Source organism: Pyruvatibacter sp. (assembly GCF_040219635.1).
Classification (GTDB): domain Bacteria; phylum Pseudomonadota; class Alphaproteobacteria; order CGMCC-115125; family CGMCC-115125; genus Pyruvatibacter.
In genome coordinates, this window is the sequence record NZ_JAVJSC010000003.1 from 426,085 (window position 1) to 443,131 (window position 17,047).

17 protein-coding genes are annotated in these 17,047 nt (G+C 60.9%); 4 read left to right on the forward strand and 13 right to left on the reverse strand.

Annotation, left to right across the window (positions count from 1 at the left end):
• Positions 1–57: 57 nt before the first annotated feature.
• Positions 58–660, reverse strand: a complete 603-nt coding sequence (locus RIB87_RS05385) for an NUDIX hydrolase (RefSeq protein WP_350144315.1) — start codon at positions 658–660, stop codon at positions 58–60.
• A 342-nt stretch (positions 661–1,002) separates the two neighbouring features.
• Here RIB87_RS05385 and RIB87_RS05390 point away from each other — a divergent pair, with 342 nt between their 5' ends.
• A complete protein-coding gene (locus RIB87_RS05390) occupies positions 1,003–1,647 on the forward strand; it encodes a MarR family winged helix-turn-helix transcriptional regulator (protein ID WP_350144317.1) in 645 nt (214 codons plus the stop codon).
• Between the two features lie 9 nt (positions 1,648–1,656).
• Here RIB87_RS05390 and RIB87_RS05395 read toward each other — a convergent pair whose 3' ends face one another.
• The 7 genes from RIB87_RS05395 to RIB87_RS05425 form a co-directional block, all read right to left on the reverse strand.
• Positions 1,657–1,995: a hypothetical protein gene (locus tag RIB87_RS05395; RefSeq protein ID WP_350144319.1), complete on the reverse strand. Its 339-nt coding sequence runs from the start codon at positions 1,993–1,995 to the stop codon at positions 1,657–1,659.
• A 36-nt stretch (positions 1,996–2,031) separates the two neighbouring features.
• The gene (locus tag RIB87_RS05400; RefSeq protein ID WP_350144321.1) at positions 2,032–2,646 is read right to left on the reverse strand and encodes a DsbE family thiol:disulfide interchange protein; all 615 of its coding nucleotides are present in this window, start codon (positions 2,644–2,646) and stop codon (positions 2,032–2,034) included.
• Positions 2,643–2,822, reverse strand: coding sequence for a heme exporter protein CcmD (ccmD, locus tag RIB87_RS05405; RefSeq protein ID WP_350144323.1), 180 nt, complete (start codon positions 2,820–2,822; stop codon positions 2,643–2,645). Before ccmD ends, RIB87_RS05400 begins: the two co-directional genes overlap by 4 nt.
• Positions 2,822–3,556 carry a heme ABC transporter permease gene (locus RIB87_RS05410; RefSeq protein WP_350144325.1) on the reverse strand — a complete coding sequence of 245 codons (735 nt, stop codon included), beginning with the start codon at positions 3,554–3,556 and terminating at the stop codon, positions 2,822–2,824. Before RIB87_RS05410 ends, ccmD begins: the two co-directional genes overlap by 1 nt.
• Before the next feature lie 75 nt (positions 3,557–3,631).
• Positions 3,632–4,297 (reverse strand): heme exporter protein CcmB, encoded by a 666-nt coding sequence (ccmB, locus tag RIB87_RS05415; RefSeq protein WP_350144327.1) that lies wholly within the window; start codon positions 4,295–4,297, stop codon positions 3,632–3,634.
• On the reverse strand, positions 4,294–4,896 hold the full coding sequence (ccmA, locus tag RIB87_RS05420) for a heme ABC exporter ATP-binding protein CcmA (protein WP_350144329.1): 603 nt from the start codon (positions 4,894–4,896) through the stop codon (positions 4,294–4,296). The genes ccmB and ccmA overlap by 4 nt, the downstream gene beginning before the upstream one ends.
• A gap of 27 nt (positions 4,897–4,923) precedes the next feature.
• The gene (locus tag RIB87_RS05425; RefSeq protein ID WP_350144331.1) at positions 4,924–5,754 is read right to left on the reverse strand and encodes a crotonase/enoyl-CoA hydratase family protein; all 831 of its coding nucleotides are present in this window, start codon (positions 5,752–5,754) and stop codon (positions 4,924–4,926) included.
• Positions 5,755–6,111: 357 nt separating this feature from the next.
• On the opposite strand from RIB87_RS05425, the gene acnA reads away from it, so the two are divergent.
• Together acnA and RIB87_RS05435 are read left to right on the forward strand one after the other, a co-directional pair.
• Positions 6,112–8,811, forward strand: a complete 2,700-nt coding sequence (gene acnA, locus RIB87_RS05430; RefSeq protein WP_350145575.1) for an aconitate hydratase AcnA — start codon at positions 6,112–6,114, stop codon at positions 8,809–8,811.
• 181 nt (positions 8,812–8,992) lie between these two features.
• On the forward strand, positions 8,993–9,754 hold the full coding sequence (locus RIB87_RS05435) for a DUF1223 domain-containing protein (RefSeq protein ID WP_350144333.1): 762 nt from the start codon (positions 8,993–8,995) through the stop codon (positions 9,752–9,754).
• 8 nt (positions 9,755–9,762) lie between these two features.
• On the opposite strand, the gene RIB87_RS05440 is transcribed toward RIB87_RS05435, so the two are convergent.
• The 4 genes from RIB87_RS05440 to RIB87_RS05455 are packed head-to-tail and all read right to left on the reverse strand — an operon-like array spanning position 9,763 to position 14,636.
• Positions 9,763–10,899 (reverse strand): DUF4340 domain-containing protein, encoded by a 1,137-nt coding sequence (locus RIB87_RS05440; RefSeq protein ID WP_350144335.1) that lies wholly within the window; start codon positions 10,897–10,899, stop codon positions 9,763–9,765.
• The gene (locus RIB87_RS05445; RefSeq protein WP_350144337.1) at positions 10,896–12,875 is read right to left on the reverse strand and encodes a Gldg family protein; all 1,980 of its coding nucleotides are present in this window, start codon (positions 12,873–12,875) and stop codon (positions 10,896–10,898) included. Before RIB87_RS05445 ends, RIB87_RS05440 begins: the two co-directional genes overlap by 4 nt.
• Positions 12,876–12,879: 4 nt before the next feature.
• Positions 12,880–13,614, reverse strand: coding sequence for an ABC transporter permease subunit (locus RIB87_RS05450; protein ID WP_350144339.1), 735 nt, complete (start codon positions 13,612–13,614; stop codon positions 12,880–12,882).
• Positions 13,611–14,636: an ABC transporter ATP-binding protein gene (locus tag RIB87_RS05455; protein WP_350144341.1), complete on the reverse strand. Its 1,026-nt coding sequence runs from the start codon at positions 14,634–14,636 to the stop codon at positions 13,611–13,613. Before RIB87_RS05455 ends, RIB87_RS05450 begins: the two co-directional genes overlap by 4 nt.
• 795 nt (positions 14,637–15,431) lie before the next feature.
• Between RIB87_RS05455 and RIB87_RS05460 the strand changes: the two genes are divergently transcribed.
• Positions 15,432–15,809, forward strand: coding sequence for a DUF2794 domain-containing protein (locus tag RIB87_RS05460; RefSeq protein WP_350144344.1), 378 nt, complete (start codon positions 15,432–15,434; stop codon positions 15,807–15,809).
• On the opposite strand, the gene RIB87_RS05465 is transcribed toward RIB87_RS05460, so the two are convergent.
• Complete coding sequence (locus RIB87_RS05465; protein WP_350144346.1) at positions 15,796–17,022, reverse strand: cation:proton antiporter; 1,227 nt, start codon at positions 17,020–17,022, stop codon at positions 15,796–15,798. The genes RIB87_RS05460 and RIB87_RS05465 overlap by 14 nt on opposite strands.
• Between the last annotated feature and the right edge of the window lie 25 nt (positions 17,023–17,047).

Consider the following 17,047-nt stretch of genomic DNA (forward strand, 5'->3'; position numbering starts at 1 on the left):
AAGCCCGCTGACGCAGGTCAGGTATCCGTCAGCGGCCTTGCATGGTCAAGTTGGGCCTCAGCTCATATTGCCCATATCGCCCCAGTCTTCGAGGGGGTTTGTGAAGGGAGCAAAGGCATCAAGCCCCGCCACCTGCTGATACTGCGTCAACGCCCAGCGCACACTTGGAAACGCCAGTTTGTCCCACGGTATTTCGTCGTAGCGCAGCAGCGCCACGTCCAGGCTTTCCTCACCTGCTTTGATGTCGGGCGAAAGCAGCGTTGCCTTATACATGAGCTGCACCTGACTGATACGCGGAATGGAATAGACCGCCAGCAACGCATCAATGCGAATGTCCGCACACGCCTCTTCGCGTGCCTCGCGCGCGGCACCGGCCTGCGTTGTTTCGCCAAGCTCCAGATAGCCCGCAGGAAGCGTCCAAAGGCCCTTGCTTGGCTCAATGGCGCGGCGACACATCACAATCCGATCCTTGCCGTCTTTGGCACCGCCCCAGGTGACAACAGAGCCCACAACAATTTTCGGGTTTACGTAGTGGATGTACCCGCAATCGTCGCACACATGGCGCGGGTGGGTGTCACCATCGGGCGTTCGCACTGAAAACGAATGCGCACCATCCACGGAGGCTGGCGCAACTGAAAGGTTTTTCTCGTCTTTACTCATCCGCAAAGTCTGGCATTCCGCATGCGGATCGTCCAGCGGCAGTGCCCGACCACGCTTTGAGATAGCGCAATTTCATACACGTCCGTGCGCTCTATGCTTGCGTCATTAACCGATTGATGCACTGATACCGATGGACACAAAGGACGTTGCGCGTGCAGCGTCAAAAACCAGTGCACACATGTTTTCCCCGCGCGGCTGATTTTACAGCACGCGGACCAACCAAGAGCGAAAAACAAAAACTCATTTGACCGCCCGCGCACCCGCACCGTTTGAAGCCGAATTAGATGCGCAAACCAACCGGGCAACGCGGCAGACAGACAAGAACTCAAGAGAGAGGGCACCATGGCTAAGAAAGTTGATCTCGATAAATCACCCGGACACCTGCTCCGCCGCGCCACACAGTTTGCGCAGGATCTGTTCACCAAGGAAGTTGGCCCCGGCGGCCTGACAGCACGTCAGTTTGCCGTGCTTGTTACCGTCGAGCGCGACGAAGGCCTGAGCCAGACTGACCTTGTGAAGCAGACCGGCATTGACCGCTCAACCCTGGCCGACATGATCAGCCGGATGATTTCGCGCGGACTGCTGCAGCGCAAGCGCACCTCGTCAGACCGCCGGGCAAACTCGGTGAACCTGACGGCCGCAGGCAAGCGCGCCCTCAATGCAACCCTGCCCCAGGCCGTGCGCGCTGAAAAAATGGTGCTCGACGCCCTGTCTCCCACACAGCGTGAAAATCTGTTTGAGATTCTCGGCGTCATCTCAAGGCTGGGTGAAGAGGCCATGGATGCGGTGAACACCGCCACCGGCCGTAAGACCACCACCAAAAAGAAAGCCGCAACAAAGAAGAAAGCCGCCGCCAAAAAGCGCCCGGCTGCAAAGAAAAAGGCTGCGACCAAAAAGAAGGCCGCGCCCAAGCGCAAAACCGTTGCAAAGAAAAAAGCAGCGCCCAAACGCAAGACAGCCGCCAAGAAGCGCGCGTCACGCCGCTAGGGCTTAAAACTATATTCTGATGTCGAGAGTGGTGCCGGGGCGCGTGTTGCGTGTCCCGGCATTTTGCTGCGCGTCAAACCCCCTGAGCGGGGCCTCGCGGGCAAACATGCGCTGATCGGCGGCACGGCCTTCGGCGCGCTTGTTGTCATCACGGGTTTCAAGCTTCGCCTGATCGGCCTTGCGGGCTTCGGCAGATATTTCCACCCGCACCGCATTGTCGCTGCCGCGCGCGGCCAGCTTTTCCACAGCAGGCGGCGCATAGCTGCGAGCCACTCCGCCCTTTGTGGACGCAGCCGCGTAGCTTTGTGCCTGAGCGGCAATCAGCGATGAGGAAACCGGAAGTGTCATACCCGGTATTTTGCGGCGCGCAGGGTTGCCGGGAGGTTAATTCGCAGCCGGTGTTGGCGTTGCTCCGGCACCCGGATTTTGGCTGTTCTGCGCCATTTTGAGCGCTGGCAGGATCACATTTTCGATATCACCCGGCTCAAGCGGCCCCACATGCTTGAAGCGAATGATGCCCGCCCCGTCCACAATGAACGTCTCCGGCACGCCATACACACCCCAATCAATAGCAGTGCGCCCGGTACGGTCTGAACCGACCGCCACAAACGGGTTGCCCAGCGTGCCCAAAAACCGGCGGGCGTTTTCCGGTGCATCCTTGTAGTTGAGACCCACCAGCCGCACGTCATCGCGCGCCGCGAGCTGCACCAGCAACGGATGCTCCGTGCGGCACGGCACGCACCACGACGCCCACACATTGACGATGGTAACGGCTCCCGTTGCCAGATCCTCATTGGTGAAACCCGGCACGCCTGCAAGCCCTTCGACCGGCGGCAGTGCGAACTCCGGCACCGGCTGACCCACCAGCGCCGACGGCACCTCGCTGGGATCACCCCAGAACAGCGCCAGATACAGCAGCACAGCGAGCGCTGCAAAAATCGACACCGGAATAAGCGCGCCGAACCGGCGACTTGTCACAGATTGTGGAGTGTCGCTCATTCAGCCTCTTTCCTCACCGATGCTTCAAGCGCCACCACCCGCGCCCGCGCCGCCTGATGACCGCGTACAGACCACACGACAAGCCCGATGGTTACAATCGCCGTCACCGCGTAGGCGGACCACACAAAGCCTGCATAGCCGCCCATGGCAAAATACTGCGCTACGTCTTCCGGCATCAAACAGCCCCTGCCCGTTGCAATTCCAGCGTGGCCGCGCGCCGCACCAGTATTTCAGTCCGGGTACGGACGAGTGTCAGCACCACAAACAACAGCGTGAAGCCCAGCGCCATCACCAGCAGCGGCGTGAGGATGGAGGAATGAATGGCCGGCCCGTCAAGCCGCGCCACCGACGCTGGCTGATGCAACGTGTTCCACCAATCCACCGAAAACCGGATGATCGGCAGATTGACCGCGCCCGCCAGACACAGGATGGAGGTCGCTTTGGCCGCGCGGCCAAAGTCCTCAATCACATCCCACAGGGCGATATAGCCCAGATAGATGAAAAACAGCACCAGCACGCTGGTCAGCCGCGCATCCCACACCCAGTACGCGCCCCACATGGGCTTGCCCCACAGCGAGCCTGTGACAAGCGCCAGAAATGTGAACGCCGCCCCCAGGGGCGCCATTGCCTTGGCGGAGGCAAACGCCAGCGGATGCCGCCAGATGAGCCCAACCGCGCAGGCCAGCGCCATGGATGCATAGCCCGCCGACGCCAGCCATGCGGACGGCACATGCACATACATCATGCGCACGGTCTCGCCCTGCTGATAATCGGGCGGCGACGCGATGAGCGCCAGATACAGCCCGACGGCCAGCGTCAGCGCCGTTACCGCGCTGAGCCACGGCAACACAGCGCCGGACAGCGCCATGAAACGGGCGGGATTTGCAAACCGCTGAATGGATTTAGCCATGAGTGATTTTTAACGCCCGCCCGGTGCAGCGGCAAGAAAACCCGGCTGCGGCCAAATAGCTTTTTGCGTGATGTCTCATGAAACAGAAATCCGCAGCGCCGCCGCAGCCGCAAATGGCGTCAGCGCCAGCGCCGCCAGCGACACCGCGCCCAAAAACATCATCGGCGCGCCTGCAATGCCCGCATCTGCCGCCGCCGCGCCAAAAATCAGCACCGGCACATACAGCGGCAGCACAATCAGCGACAGCACCAGCCCGCCACGCCGCACCCCCACCGTTAACGCCGCGCCGATCGCCCCAATCAGACTGAGCGCAGGCGTGCCGATGACAAGGCTCACCAGCAGCGGCAGCAATAAGGCAGTGTCGAGATTGGCCAGCAGCGCCACCGCAGGCAGTGCCACAATCAGCGGCAGTGCTGTCGTCAACCAGTGCGCAACGCATTTGGCCAGCACCACACCCTCGGCCGGCATCTGGGTCATCAGCAACAAATCCAAAGAACCGTCTTCGTGGTCGGCCTGAAACAGCCGGTCGAGCGACAGCAGCGTTGCCAGCAACACCGCCACCCACAACACGCCCGGCGCAATACGCGTCAGCAGCGGCAGGTCCGCACCGACGCCGAACGGCACCATGGTGACCACGATCACAAAGAACGCCAGCCCCACAAGCGGCCCGCCGCCGATCAGTCCGGCCAGCCGGATGTCGCGCCTGACCAGCGCCCAAAAGCTGCTGATGAAGCTGTTCATGAAGCTGGCCCCAAACGCAACGACTGTGCCTCAATGCCAAGACCGCGATGCGTGGCCGCCACCAGCACGCCGCCCGCGCCCAGATGGTCTGCCAACAACACATCAAGCGCCGCGCGCCCTGCATCATCCAGCGCTGCGTCCGGCTCATCCATCAGCCAGATCGGCCGGGCGCTCTTGCCCCCCACGAAACACGCAAACCGCGCCAGCGCCAGCCGTCGCCGCTGCCCGGCAGACAAAACGCCCCCTGGCAGATCAGCAATTGCCAGCAGTCCAAAGCGTTTGAGCGCTCCGTCGATCTTTGCCAGCGCCGCGGCATCACCAAACATCTGTACCCAGAACATGAGATTGTCCCGCACGCCAAGCTGCGGCTTCAACCCATCGAGATGGCCCAGATACAGCATCTCAGCATCGTGCATGACCTCGCCGTCCGCTTCTTCCAGCAGCCCCGCCAATATGCGCAACAAGCTCGATTTTCCGGTGCCGTTTGGCCCCGTCACGACCAGCGCCTGGCCACGCGCCAACGCAAATGCCACGCCGTCGAACAGCAGCCGTGCACCGCGCTGGCAGGCCAGATCAGTTACTTGCAAAACGGCAGTCACGAAACAGGCCAGCCCCTGAATGTCTTTCTAGATGTTGCTGAAATCACCACCGCGCCCCTTGCCCGCTGCAAACCGCGCCGCCCCTTCGCGGGTGGCACCGGACGCAATTGTTTCGCGGCCCAAACGAAACTCGTTGGCCATCGCCTGATCGTAGGGCATGTCCCATTGCATGTATGCGGACATTCTGTCGCCGCGCAAACAGCCTTGCGGAAACTTGGCAATCTGCTTTGCCAGCAGCAATGCCTCTTCAAGGGCGCAGCCTGCTTCCACAACCTTGTTGGCCAGGCCCATGTCCAGCGCCTCATGGGCATGGACGGCACGCCCGGTCAAAATCATGTCCATCGCGCGGCCCTGGCCGATGATGCGCGGCAGACGCACAGTGCCACCGTCAATCAGCGGCACCCCCCAGCGCCTGCAATAGACGCCAAACACCGCCGTCTCACTCACCACCCGCATATCCGCCCAGCACGCCAGTTCCAGCCCGCCTGCCACCGCATGGCCCTCAACGGCTGCAATCACCGGCTTGGACAGCAACATCCGCGACGGCCCCATGGGTCCATCACCCGCCAGCGGGTCAGCCAGAATGCCGGTTTTGGGAAGGGTGCCCTGGTTCGCCTTTGACCGATCACCGCCCGCGACCGCCTTGAGGTCAGCGCCGGCACAAAACGTACCGCGCGCGCCGGTGAACACCGCAACGGACGCCTCGTCATCATGCTCAAAAGCCAGAAAAGCTGCCACCAGCGCGTCTGCTGTAGGCCGGTCCACGGCGTTGCGCGCATGGGGCCGGTCGATGGTGATTGTTGTCACCGGACCGTCTTTCTCAACGGTAACGGTGTTTTCAGGAGCCGAATCCGGCATTTTGTTTGTCCCTCCGGCGATTTAGCGGGTCTGAAAGGCGTCAGGCGCTCTAGGCGCACCAATGTGTTCAGAGTATAAAGCCCCCGAACACCCCCGCACGCTTTGAATGCGCGAACCTGTTTGCACCGCCTGAGGGTCACGCCCCCCCGGTGCCAGGCCCAAAGTGCCAGAACAAAGACCAATGCGCGCGGTCATACAGTCTTGTTGCGCGGCGCTGCGTCATCAGCCGCCCCGCGCGTTGGACGCCACGTCCGTACACAACGCCCGATGAGGAGGATCACTCTCTTGGCACCCGCAAAAAAGAAAACCCCGGCGAAGAAAAAATCTGCCGCCAAAGCAGAAGTAGGCAAAAAACCCGTGACCGGCAGCCTCGACAGCTTCAAGTGCCGCAAGACCCTGAAGGTCGGCACCAAGACCTATGAATATTATTCGCTTCCGGTCGCTGAGAAGAACGGCCTCAAGGGCGTTTCCCGCCTGCCGTTCTCGCTGAAAGTGCTGCTTGAAAACCTGCTGCGCCACGAAGACGGCCGCTCGGTGACCAAAGCCGACATTCAGGCCATGGCAACGTGGCTCAAGACCCGCAAATCCACCCGCGAAATTGCGTTTCGCCCGGCCCGCGTGCTGATGCAGGACTTCACCGGCGTGCCCGGCGTGGTGGACCTCGCCGCCATGCGCGACGCCATGTCAGCGGCCGGTGGCAACCCGGACAAGATCAACCCGCTGGCTCCCGTTGACCTCGTCATCGACCACTCGGTGATGGTGGATTATTTCGGCGGCAAGGACTCCTTCAAGAAAAACGTCGAAACCGAATACGAACGCAATGGCGAGCGCTACGAGTTTTTGCGCTGGGGCTCAGAAGCCTTCGACAACCTGCGCGTTGTGCCGCCGGGCACCGGCATCTGCCACCAGGTGAACCTCGAATATCTGGCGCAGACCGTGTGGACCAAAAAAGACAAGCGCAACGGTAAAGCTGTTGAAGTAGCCTACCCGGATTCACTTGTCGGCACCGACAGCCACACCACCATGGTCAATGGCCTGTCTGTTCTGGGCTGGGGCGTGGGCGGCATCGAAGCGGAAGCCGCCATGCTCGGCCAGCCGATTTCCATGCTGATCCCCGAAGTCATCGGCATGAAGCTCACCGGCAGGATGGCCGAAGGCATTACCGCCACCGACCTTGTGCTCACCGTCACTGAAATGCTGCGCAAGAAGGGCGTAGTGGGCAAGTTCGTTGAGTTCTACGGCCCCGGCCTCGACCATCTGTCGCTGGAAGATCAGGCGACACTTTCCAACATGGCCCCTGAATATGGCGCCACGTGTGGCTTCTTCCCGATTGACTCAGAAACGCTTCGCTACCTCAAGGCAACAGGCCGCAAGAAGGCCCGCGTGGACCTTGTGGAAGCCTATGCCAAGAAGCAGGGCATGTTCCGCACTGCCAAGACCGAAGACCCGATCTTCACCGATACACTGGAGCTTGACCTGTCAAGCGTGGTGCCAAGCCTTGCAGGCCCCAAGCGCCCGCAGGACCGGGTGAGCCTGACAGATGTAGCCGACAGCTTTGCCGGCACGCTGGTCAACGAGTTCAACAAGGTGGATGACGGCTTCAAGCGCGTGCCGGTGGATGGCACCGAGTACACGCTGGGCCATGGCGACGTGGTGATAGCGGCCATTACGTCATGCACCAACACCTCCAATCCGTCGGTGCTGATGGCGGCCGGTCTGGTTGCCCAGAAAGCCAACAAGCTGGGCCTCAAGACCAAGCCATGGGTCAAGCCGTCGCTGGCTCCCGGCTCGCAGGTGGTGACCGACTACCTCAAGGACGCGGGCCTGCAAAAGGAACTCGACAAGCTCGGCTTCAACCTTGTGGGCTATGGCTGCACAACCTGCATCGGCAACTCCGGCCCGCTGCCGGCACCCATTTCCAAGGCCATTCATGACGCGGACCTCGTGGCAGCCTCCGTGCTGTCAGGCAACCGCAACTTTGAAGGCCGTGTGTCGCCGGATGTGCGCGCCAACTATCTGGCGTCACCGCCGCTGGTGGTTGCCTATGCACTGGCAGGCTCGGTCAATGTGAACATCTCCAAAGACCCGATCGGCCAGGACAAGAAGGGCAATGATGTTTTCCTCAAGGACATCTGGCCCACCAGCCACGAGATTGCCGAAGCCGTGCGCAAATCAGTAACCCAGAAAATGTTCCGCGAACGCTATGCGGATGTGTTCAAGGGCGACCGCGAATGGCGCAAGATCAAGGTCACCGGCGGCAAGACCTACAACTGGAACGCCAAGAGCACCTATGTGCAGAACCCGCCATACTTTGCCGGCATGACCGCCAGCCCGCAGGCGGATGAACCGATCAAGGGTGCCCGCATCCTGGGTCTGTTCGCGGATTCGATCACCACTGACCACATCTCGCCTGCCGGTTCCATCAAGGCCGACAGCCCGGCCGGTGAGTACCTCAAGGCCCACAAGGTAAGCCCGGCGGAGTTCAACTCCTACGGCTCGCGGCGCGGCAACCACGAAGTGATGATGCGCGGCACCTTTGCCAACATCCGTATCAAGAACCAGATGGTGCCCGGCGTTGAAGGCGGTGTGACCGTGCATTACCCCTCCGGCGATGCCATGCCCATTTACGACGCCGCCATGAAGTATCAGAAAACTGACACACCTCTGGTTGTGTTCGGCGGCAAGGAATACGGCACCGGTTCGTCGCGTGACTGGGCTGCCAAAGGCACCAAGCTGCTGGGCGTGGAAGCCGTGATCGTTGAGAGTTTCGAGCGTATTCACCGCTCGAACCTCGTTGGCATGGGCGTGCTGCCGTTGCAGTTCACCGATGGCACAAGCTGGAAGTCGCTGGGCCTCACCGGCGCTGAAACCGTGACGATCACCGGCAACGAAAAAGGCATCAAGCCGCGCATGACGCTGACGCTGGAAATCACCAGCCCTGACGGCAAAGCGCAAAAAGTGCCCGTGCTGTGCCGCATCGATACGGCGGACGAAGTGGACTACTACAACAATGGTGGCATTCTGCATTACGTGCTGCGCAACCTGATGGCGGCGTAATACGCTGCACCCAAAGCCCGAAAGGGCAAAGGAAAGCGCGGGAAACCAACACGGTTTCCCGCGCTTTTTTGTGCGCATGACACAGCATCAACGCCGCTCACCAACTGTTGAGTGGCGCTGCCCGGCTCACACTCCTAGGGTGAAAACCACACCCCTTTATCCCTTGCTGCGGAACACGCCTATGACATCTGTTACCGGACACCTTGCCAGAACGGGACTGCTCGCGGTCGGCACCCTTGCAGCAGCGCTTGCAACTCCTGTCGCAGCGCAGGCCCGTCCGGCGGTTATCGAGCTGTTCACCAGTCAGGGCTGTTCATCATGTCCGCCTGCCGACGCCCTGCTCAACACGCTGGCTGACCGCGACGACGTGATCGCGCTCACCTACAACATAACTTACTGGGACTATCTGGGCTGGCGCGACACGCTGGGCCGCGAGGAACATACCGCCCGGCAGGAAGCCTACGCACAGCATTTCCGTGATCGCAAATACACACCGCAACTGGTCATCGACGGCGAAAGCCATCTGCCCGGCAGTCGCACCAAAGCCGCCACCAGAGCCATCGACACGCAGATTGAAAAAGTATCCACCGCGCCTGCGCTTGCAACGGTGCTTTCTGCAACCGGCGCAACCATCACCCACTCAGCCACCAGCAACACCGCCAAAACAGCAAACGTGTGGATGGTGCAGTACGACACTGCTCATGAGGTTGAAATCACCCGTGGCGAAAACGCAGGTGAAACCATCACCTATTCCAATGTGGTGCGCGACATAACGCTGCTGCATACATGGGACATGACGCAACCGCTGTCACTCGACGTTGCGCGAGACAGCCTGACCAAGGGCAACCACGACGGCTGCGCTATCATCATTCAGCAGGACACCAAATACGGCGTCGGCCCCGTCATTGCTGCAGCGCGATTGGACATGGACCTGCTGAACTGACAGCCACGCTACTCAGCGCGAGCAGCATCTTCCAAAGCCTCAAGATCAACCACAGCCCCGTCTGCGGATTTTGGTTCCGTCAGCGTATCAAAGCTGCGGGTGAGATCAGCACCCTTGGGTGTTGAAAGCCCATAGGCATAAGGCGCAAGCCGGGCACCCAGCACAGCCGCTTCGCGCCTGACTGCTTCGTCTGCATCCACCGCAGCACCTGCACTCAGAACCGCGAAATATCCGCCGGACAGGCGCTGTGCCTCAACCGTGATACGAAGCCCGTCATCCGTGCTGAACACCGTGCGCGTCGGCGCATCAAACTCGACATCTCCAATCGGCTGAACATCCGTGAACTGAAGATTGACCAGCGCATTGCCAATACCATTGATCGCATAGTCTGTGACCGGCTGCAGGTCATCCGCCAGATTGCTGATCTGGTATGTCGGCGTTTCAGCGCTGGTGGCAGCAACCCGTTCAACCACGTAAGTCTCACCTTCGGGCGGCGACACCTCCACACGGGCCACCCGCCCCGCCGCCAGATCAATCACCCCGGTATCAAGCCACGCGGCCGCGTTTTGCTCGAGGTTGAAAGAGCCGCGCGCCACGTAGGACTGATCCTCAGCCGTTCGCCGCACATAAATCGTGCCCTCGCCATCAATATCGGCGGTGCCTTCAAGTTTTCCCACAATCAGCGATGCCACTTCGTCACCGTCGGCACCAAACAGCGTCACCCGAACGCCGGTGCCTTTGTCGGCCGGGTTCGTGAGGTTGATATGCTGATGCCACTCAGGCTGGGCCGTGCGCTGTTCGATCAGTTCAAGATCGGCGAGCCCCACCGCTGTGCGCTTCACCATCTCAGCACGTACCGGATGCCCGCCCTTTTCCAGTAGCCGCCATACGGCCACATCACTGTCGGTTGCTTGTTGATCGCGCTCGACTGTTACCTGGCTCAGCCGTGACACGATCTCGATTTTGCTAACCTCGTTCACCTGCCCGCCAAGCTCGGGAAACATCAGCCGTGGCTCGAAATCGGAGGTGAGCGCACGCCGCTGCATGGAGACGGCGAAAACCGCCAGCGCCACCATCAGCAGCGTGACAACGCCCAACAACGCCAGCGTGCGTGCTGGTCCGCGCCGAAGCAGAACGTCCCTCATGATGCTGCTCCCGTGTGTGTCACCGCGCGCCCGGCCGCTTCCGCCCGCGCCCGCCGTCGCCGCCGCTGCGACAATGCCAGCACCAGCCAAACGCCACCCACCAGCAACGGCACCAGCGCCATGTTGATAAAGGCTACACGCGCGCCCAGCGCATCCACATCGCGGCGCAGATCACCCTGCACATCGCGCAATGCCCGGCGACCTTCCGCCAGTTCGCGTTGCAGACTCTGCATTTCCGCTTCCTGCACATCCGTCACAAGCGCCGACATGCCGGTGCCGTCCGGCAACTCGGCACGCAGCTCAGCCAGTCGCGCCTCGGTTTCTTCAATGCGGGCCTGCAGGCGTTGTTCTTCCGCCAGAAAGCGGGCCTCCGCATCGCGGCGAATGTCTTCAACCACCGTAAACGGACGATCCGCCGGCTCGCGGCCACGCAGCGAAATGAGATCGTTGGAGCCCATCAGGTTTTCAACCGCATTCACCACAAACGCCGCATTGTCTGCGGTGGGCACCGCAATACGGTCCCCCAGAAAGTTTTGCACCTGCACCCAGAAGCGGTCATCGAACAGGTCACTGTCGGCGAACACCACGATGTTTGCATCGTCGATGGTTTTCAGCAGATGCGCTGAGGAGCGCACGGCAATCGGCGCTTCGTCCTCATCGTCCGCCAACGGCCGCCCCTCAGGAAATGCGGTTTTGACCGGGCCTGAAATGCGCGCGGCCACCGTGAAAAACTCGCCCGCCGGATCAAACGCCCGCAACAGCGCGTCCGGTGTCGGCGCTGACTTGACCCGCTCAAGGTCGATAAGCATTGCGTCCTGCGTTGAGGTGACAATCGGCGTGAAGGTGGTGGTGGCATCATCTGTTGGCCGCAGCACACCGGCTGAGCCGATATGCAGCGCATCAAGCGGTGCCGTGATCGGATCATCCGTATCAAAATCTTCGCTGACAAGCCGTTGCCACAGCACATAATCAGTCAACTGACGGCGCTGGCTGGCACCGGCTGCAACGCGCTGCGCACGCAAACGGTCCGCCAGCACTTCGTCCGGGTTCATCTCAACGCCCCAGCTTTGCATCAGCAGCGGCAAATTGGATGCTTCCGTATAGCCCTGCACCGGCTTGCCGGCCGGGCCGGCCGTAAGACTGACTTCCGAATGCGGATCAATGAATGCAATCACCCGCCCGCCGCGCATCACGAACTGGTCAATGGCATACAGCGTCTGCGGACTCAGTTCCCTGGGGTGAACCAGCGCCAGAACCTTTATTTCGTTGGCGATGCGATCAAAATCCTGCTCCAGAAACTCGACTTCAAATGAGTTCTTGAGCTCCTGGTAGATCATGAACGGCTCCGACCGGCCTTCCATCGCCAGCAACAGCCCGCCCGCGCCCGTATCAAGCGGCAGGTTGGAGACGACGCCCAGAATGGGTTTTTCAGGTGTCGCCAGCGAGAATATCAGCCGCGCCAGATCATATTCCATATAGGTAGCGCGCTCTGGCGCCAGAAAACCGATCGCCTCACGCCCGTCCACGGTATTTGTGCCGACAACGCCCAAAAACACCTTGTCGCCGGAACGCAGCGGAACGCCGGTCAGCCCCGCATCGGTCGCCTGATCTTCCTGCGCGGAAAACGACTGCGGGTTGATTTCTTCAACGCGCACATTGCCGCCGGATGCTGCGGCAATCTCCTGCAACAGATCCCGCGCCCGCTGGGCATGTGCCCGCAACGCCGGTATTTCCGTCACAACATCTTCGGAATAGTAGAACTTGAGCGTGATCGGTTCGCGCAACCCCTGCACAATATTGCGGGTGCCGTCAGACAGCGTGAACAGGCTGCGGTCGGTCAGGTCTAGCCGCGCGTTTTGCAGACCCACATTGGAAAACGTGTTGAGCGCCACAAACAGGACGGCGCTGAGCACCAGCACAGCTACCGCGTAAACCGGACGGCTGATCCTGGGCTTGTTGGCTGATTGAGAGGTCATGCCGTTACCCCGCCCGCTTGAGGTCAATGGTGATGGCCGTCGCCACCAGCCACACAGCAATCAGCGACGCAAAGTAGATGAGATCGCGCAGATCAATCACCCCATCCATGATCGCATCAAAATGCGTGACGAAACTGAATGACGCGATGGTGTTGAGCACCGCCTGCGGCACCCAGCCCGAAAAGAAATCAAGCACCAGCGGCAGACCCGACAGTGTGAACAGGAAACACACAACCACTGACAGCACGAAGGCAATCACCTGATTGGTGGTAACTGCCGACATGCACGAGCCAATGGCCAGATAGCCGCCCGCCATCAATAAGCTGCCGATATAGCTCGCCAGAATAACACCGTTGTCCGGCTCGCCCAGATAATTGACGGTGATCCAGATCGGGAATGTCAGGAACAGCGCAATGGCCGCAAACGCCCATGCTGCAAGGTATTTGCCAACGACACTCGCCCAGAACGGGGCCGGCAGTGTGAGCAACAACTCCATGGTGCCGCTCTTGCGCTCTTCCGCCCACATGCGCATGGAAATGGCCGGGATCAAAAACAGATACAGCCACGGGTGAAACCCGAAAAAGCCGCGCAGGCTGGCTTCGCCCGCCTCGTACCACTGGCCGAGATAGAAAGTGAAGGCACCTGTGGCCAGCAAAAAAATGACAATGAACACATAGGCCAGCGGCGTTGCGAAGAACGACCCAAGCTCGCGCCTGAAAATGGCGTACATCTGGCTCATGCGCTGATCGCCTCATGCTGAATGAGGTCAGGACGCTCAGCGTCAGGCGCATCTGAATGCGTCAGCATACGGAACACTTCATCAAGACGGCCTTTTTCAGCGTACAACGACGACACCTGCCAGCCTTTTTCGCGTGCCAGCACCGCAACAGCTTCCGCCAGCGGCATCTGGTTGGCATCGCGGGGCCCTGCAAAAACCGTGAAACTGTATGACACACCGTTCACTTCACTGCGCTCCACGCTTGCAGCACCCGCAACACCGCGCAGGGCCGTCTCAGCGGCTGCCGCATCATCAGGCGTTGAGAACTCTGCCGTGAGCGTTACCGCATCATGCCAGCGCGAGCGACCCATAAGCTGAGCAGGCGTGCCGTCGGCAACAATGCGCCCGCGATCAATGATAAGCGCGCGGTCGCATACGGCTTCCACTTCTTCAAGAATGTGCGTGGAGATAATGATGGCCTTGTCCCGCGCCATTTCCTGGATCAGCAACCGCACCTGGTGTTTCTGGTTGGGGTCCAGACCATCCGTCGGCTCATCCATGATGAGCACATCCGGGTCATGCAAAATCGCCTGGGCAAGGCCGACGCGGCGCTTGAAACCCTTGGAGAGCGTTTCAATCGGCTGGTCCAGCACCGGCGCAAGCGTGGTACGGGCAACCGCAAGGCCAATGGCGTTGGCGGCCTGCGCGCCGCGAATGCCGCGCACATCACAGACAAACCGCAAAAAATCGATCGGCGACATCTCGCCATAGGCCGGCGCGCCTTCAGGCAGATAGCCCATGCGCTTTTGCGCCGCCATGGCGTCCGTTTCCACGTCGTGACCACACACGCTCACCCGGCCGGCCGTCATCGACAAGAAGCCGGTAATCATTTTCATCGAGGTGGATTTGCCCGCGCCGTTGGGGCCAAGAAAGCCCAGCACCTGCCCCTTGGGCACGGTGAAACTCACATTATCAACGGCGACAAACGGCCCGAACCGTTTGGTCAGCCCCTCAATTTCAATCATCGGGTCGTGAGCACTCATACCGCTGACTGTCTCTCCCGGCGCTGCGCCCTGCGGATGTCGATGCCCGCAAGGTCATGATTGATGCCCCCGACAAACAGGAGCGGCCCCGTAAAACGGGCGTGGGTGAATAGGCCTTCAGTGAATAGAAAATGCAACCGCACGGGTGCAAGTGACTTTTGCGAAAGAATTATGCCCAAAGCGTGACCGGCCACGCGCAGCACCGCATGCACATGCTGCCCGGGACCCCGGATCAGGTCCGGGATGCACATATAGCGTGCCGTCGATCAGGCAAGCACAGTGCCATCCCGGACTTGATCGTGGGTCCACAGCCGCACATTCAGGCTTGTAAAAAAGGAAAGGCGGGCCGGGCGACACATCCTTCAGGTGAGAAGGATCATGACGCTCCCATCGCGCCCTCAAAGGGGGGGGATGGGGGAGGATCAGGAGCGCGACGACGCAAGAAGGACGTGTCGGCCCGGCACCGCAAAAAGGGGCCCCCGCAAGGGCCCATCGTTGGATACGCGGGAAACCTGCGGGGGTGTCAATTGAGCGGCCCTGACACGCTTGCCCCGACGGGGGGCTGGGGGGCTTGGGGATGCCGGAACAAACGTTAACGTCCGGGCCGCCTTTCGACAGTTGAAATATGGGTACGGTTTGGGGCACGCCAACGGCTGAATTGGGGCCATTTTGTGAAATCGCATCACGGGTTTGCGAGGTCGGCCACCCTCGCAGACCGGCCACGAATAGTTAACGCCCCGGCACCGCTGCCAGCGGGCTTGCGCACCGCGCCTCAGACATAAACAATGGCAGGCAATGAGCCAGCCAACACACCTCACTGTTGTCTCCACACAGCAGCCGCAAACCACCCGCAAGCCCAACGCACCGAAAACCGTTTTCTGGGACCGGCGCGAGCTTGACGCGATCCTCAACATATACGGCAGACGCGTGGCCGCAGGCGACTGGCGCGACTATGCCATGAGCGGCCTCAAGGATGTGGCGGTTTTCTCGGTCTATCGCCGCACCAGCGAAATACCGCTGTATCGCATCGAAAAACGCCCCAAACTGCGTAACCGTCAGGGGGCCTACGCGGTGATTGCAGCCTCCGGCCTGATTTTGAAGCGCGGCCACGAGCTGAAGCAGGTATTGAAAGTGCTTGAGCCCAAGCAGCTTTCGCTCGTTACCGACGTTTAGAGCCCAGCAACGCGCTCAGCGCCAGCGGGGCCACAAGCGTTGTGACGATTGCCATCAGCACCAGCGCAGACGGCAGCGCCTGCACGATCGGGTCGTCGGCACCAAACAAAAACAGCCCGCTTTCAACGGCAATGGCAATCACCACCAGTTCCACCGCGCCGCGCGAACTCATGCCAAAACCGATGGCGGACGCCTCACGGGTGGAAAAACCCGCCAGCCGTGCCGGCACGCCTGCGCCCAGCAACTTGCCCGCGATGGCAAGCGCTATCAGCGCTACCAAAAACACCGGCGCGTGGGTGATGGCAGTGAGGTCCACGGCCAGGCCGATGGACGCGAAAAATACCGGCCCGAAGAAACCGGCCGTGATGCCGCCGACCACCAGCCGCATCTCGTTGTAATGGCGCGGGCCGACGCGGCTTGGCTCAAAAAACAGCCCCGCCATGAATACCCCGACGATCCAGTGCATACCCAGGACCTCAGCGAGCACGCCGTAGGCCAGCGCCACCGCCATGACAATCGCAAACTCCGCCGAGGCGATTTTCAGCACCTGCATGTAGCGCGACAGCCGGGGATAGATGTGCACCCCGATAAGCCCGGTGATGAGAAAAAACGCGCCCGCCTTAACCAGCATCAACGCCAGTTCGCCGATCGATGGCATGTGCCCGCCCTCAATCAGGGCCGTGATGATCGCCAGCAGCATCAGCCCGATCACATCGTCAAATATCGCGGCAGCCACCATCGTCTGCCCGACACGGGTGTTCAGCAGGCCCAGTTCCGCAAGCACCCGCACCGTGGTGGGAATGGCGGTAATCGCCAGCGCCACGCCCACAAAGCCCGCCTGCACACCGCGCATGTCTGACGGCGGCAGAAACTCCCATGCCAGCCATGTGCCCGCCCCCAGCGGCACCAGCGCACCGCCCGCCGCCACTACGAACGATACCGAACTGTGCGATGCAATGGAGCGCGGCTGCATGTCGATACCTGCCGACAGCAACAAAAAGAAGATGCCGGCCTGCGCCACCATCTCAATCATCTCGGTGTGAAAAAGATCAGGCAGCAGCGGCACGGCACTGCCCAGATACACCAGCGTGATGCCCAGAACGATGCCGGCCAGCAATTCGCCCACAGCGGCGGGCTGACCAAACCGCTCAGCCCCTTCACCCACCAGCCGGGCGAACACAAAAACAATGAAAAGTCCGGCGAGCGCTTCCATGGGGCCTGCTTTTTGTTGTGGCTCA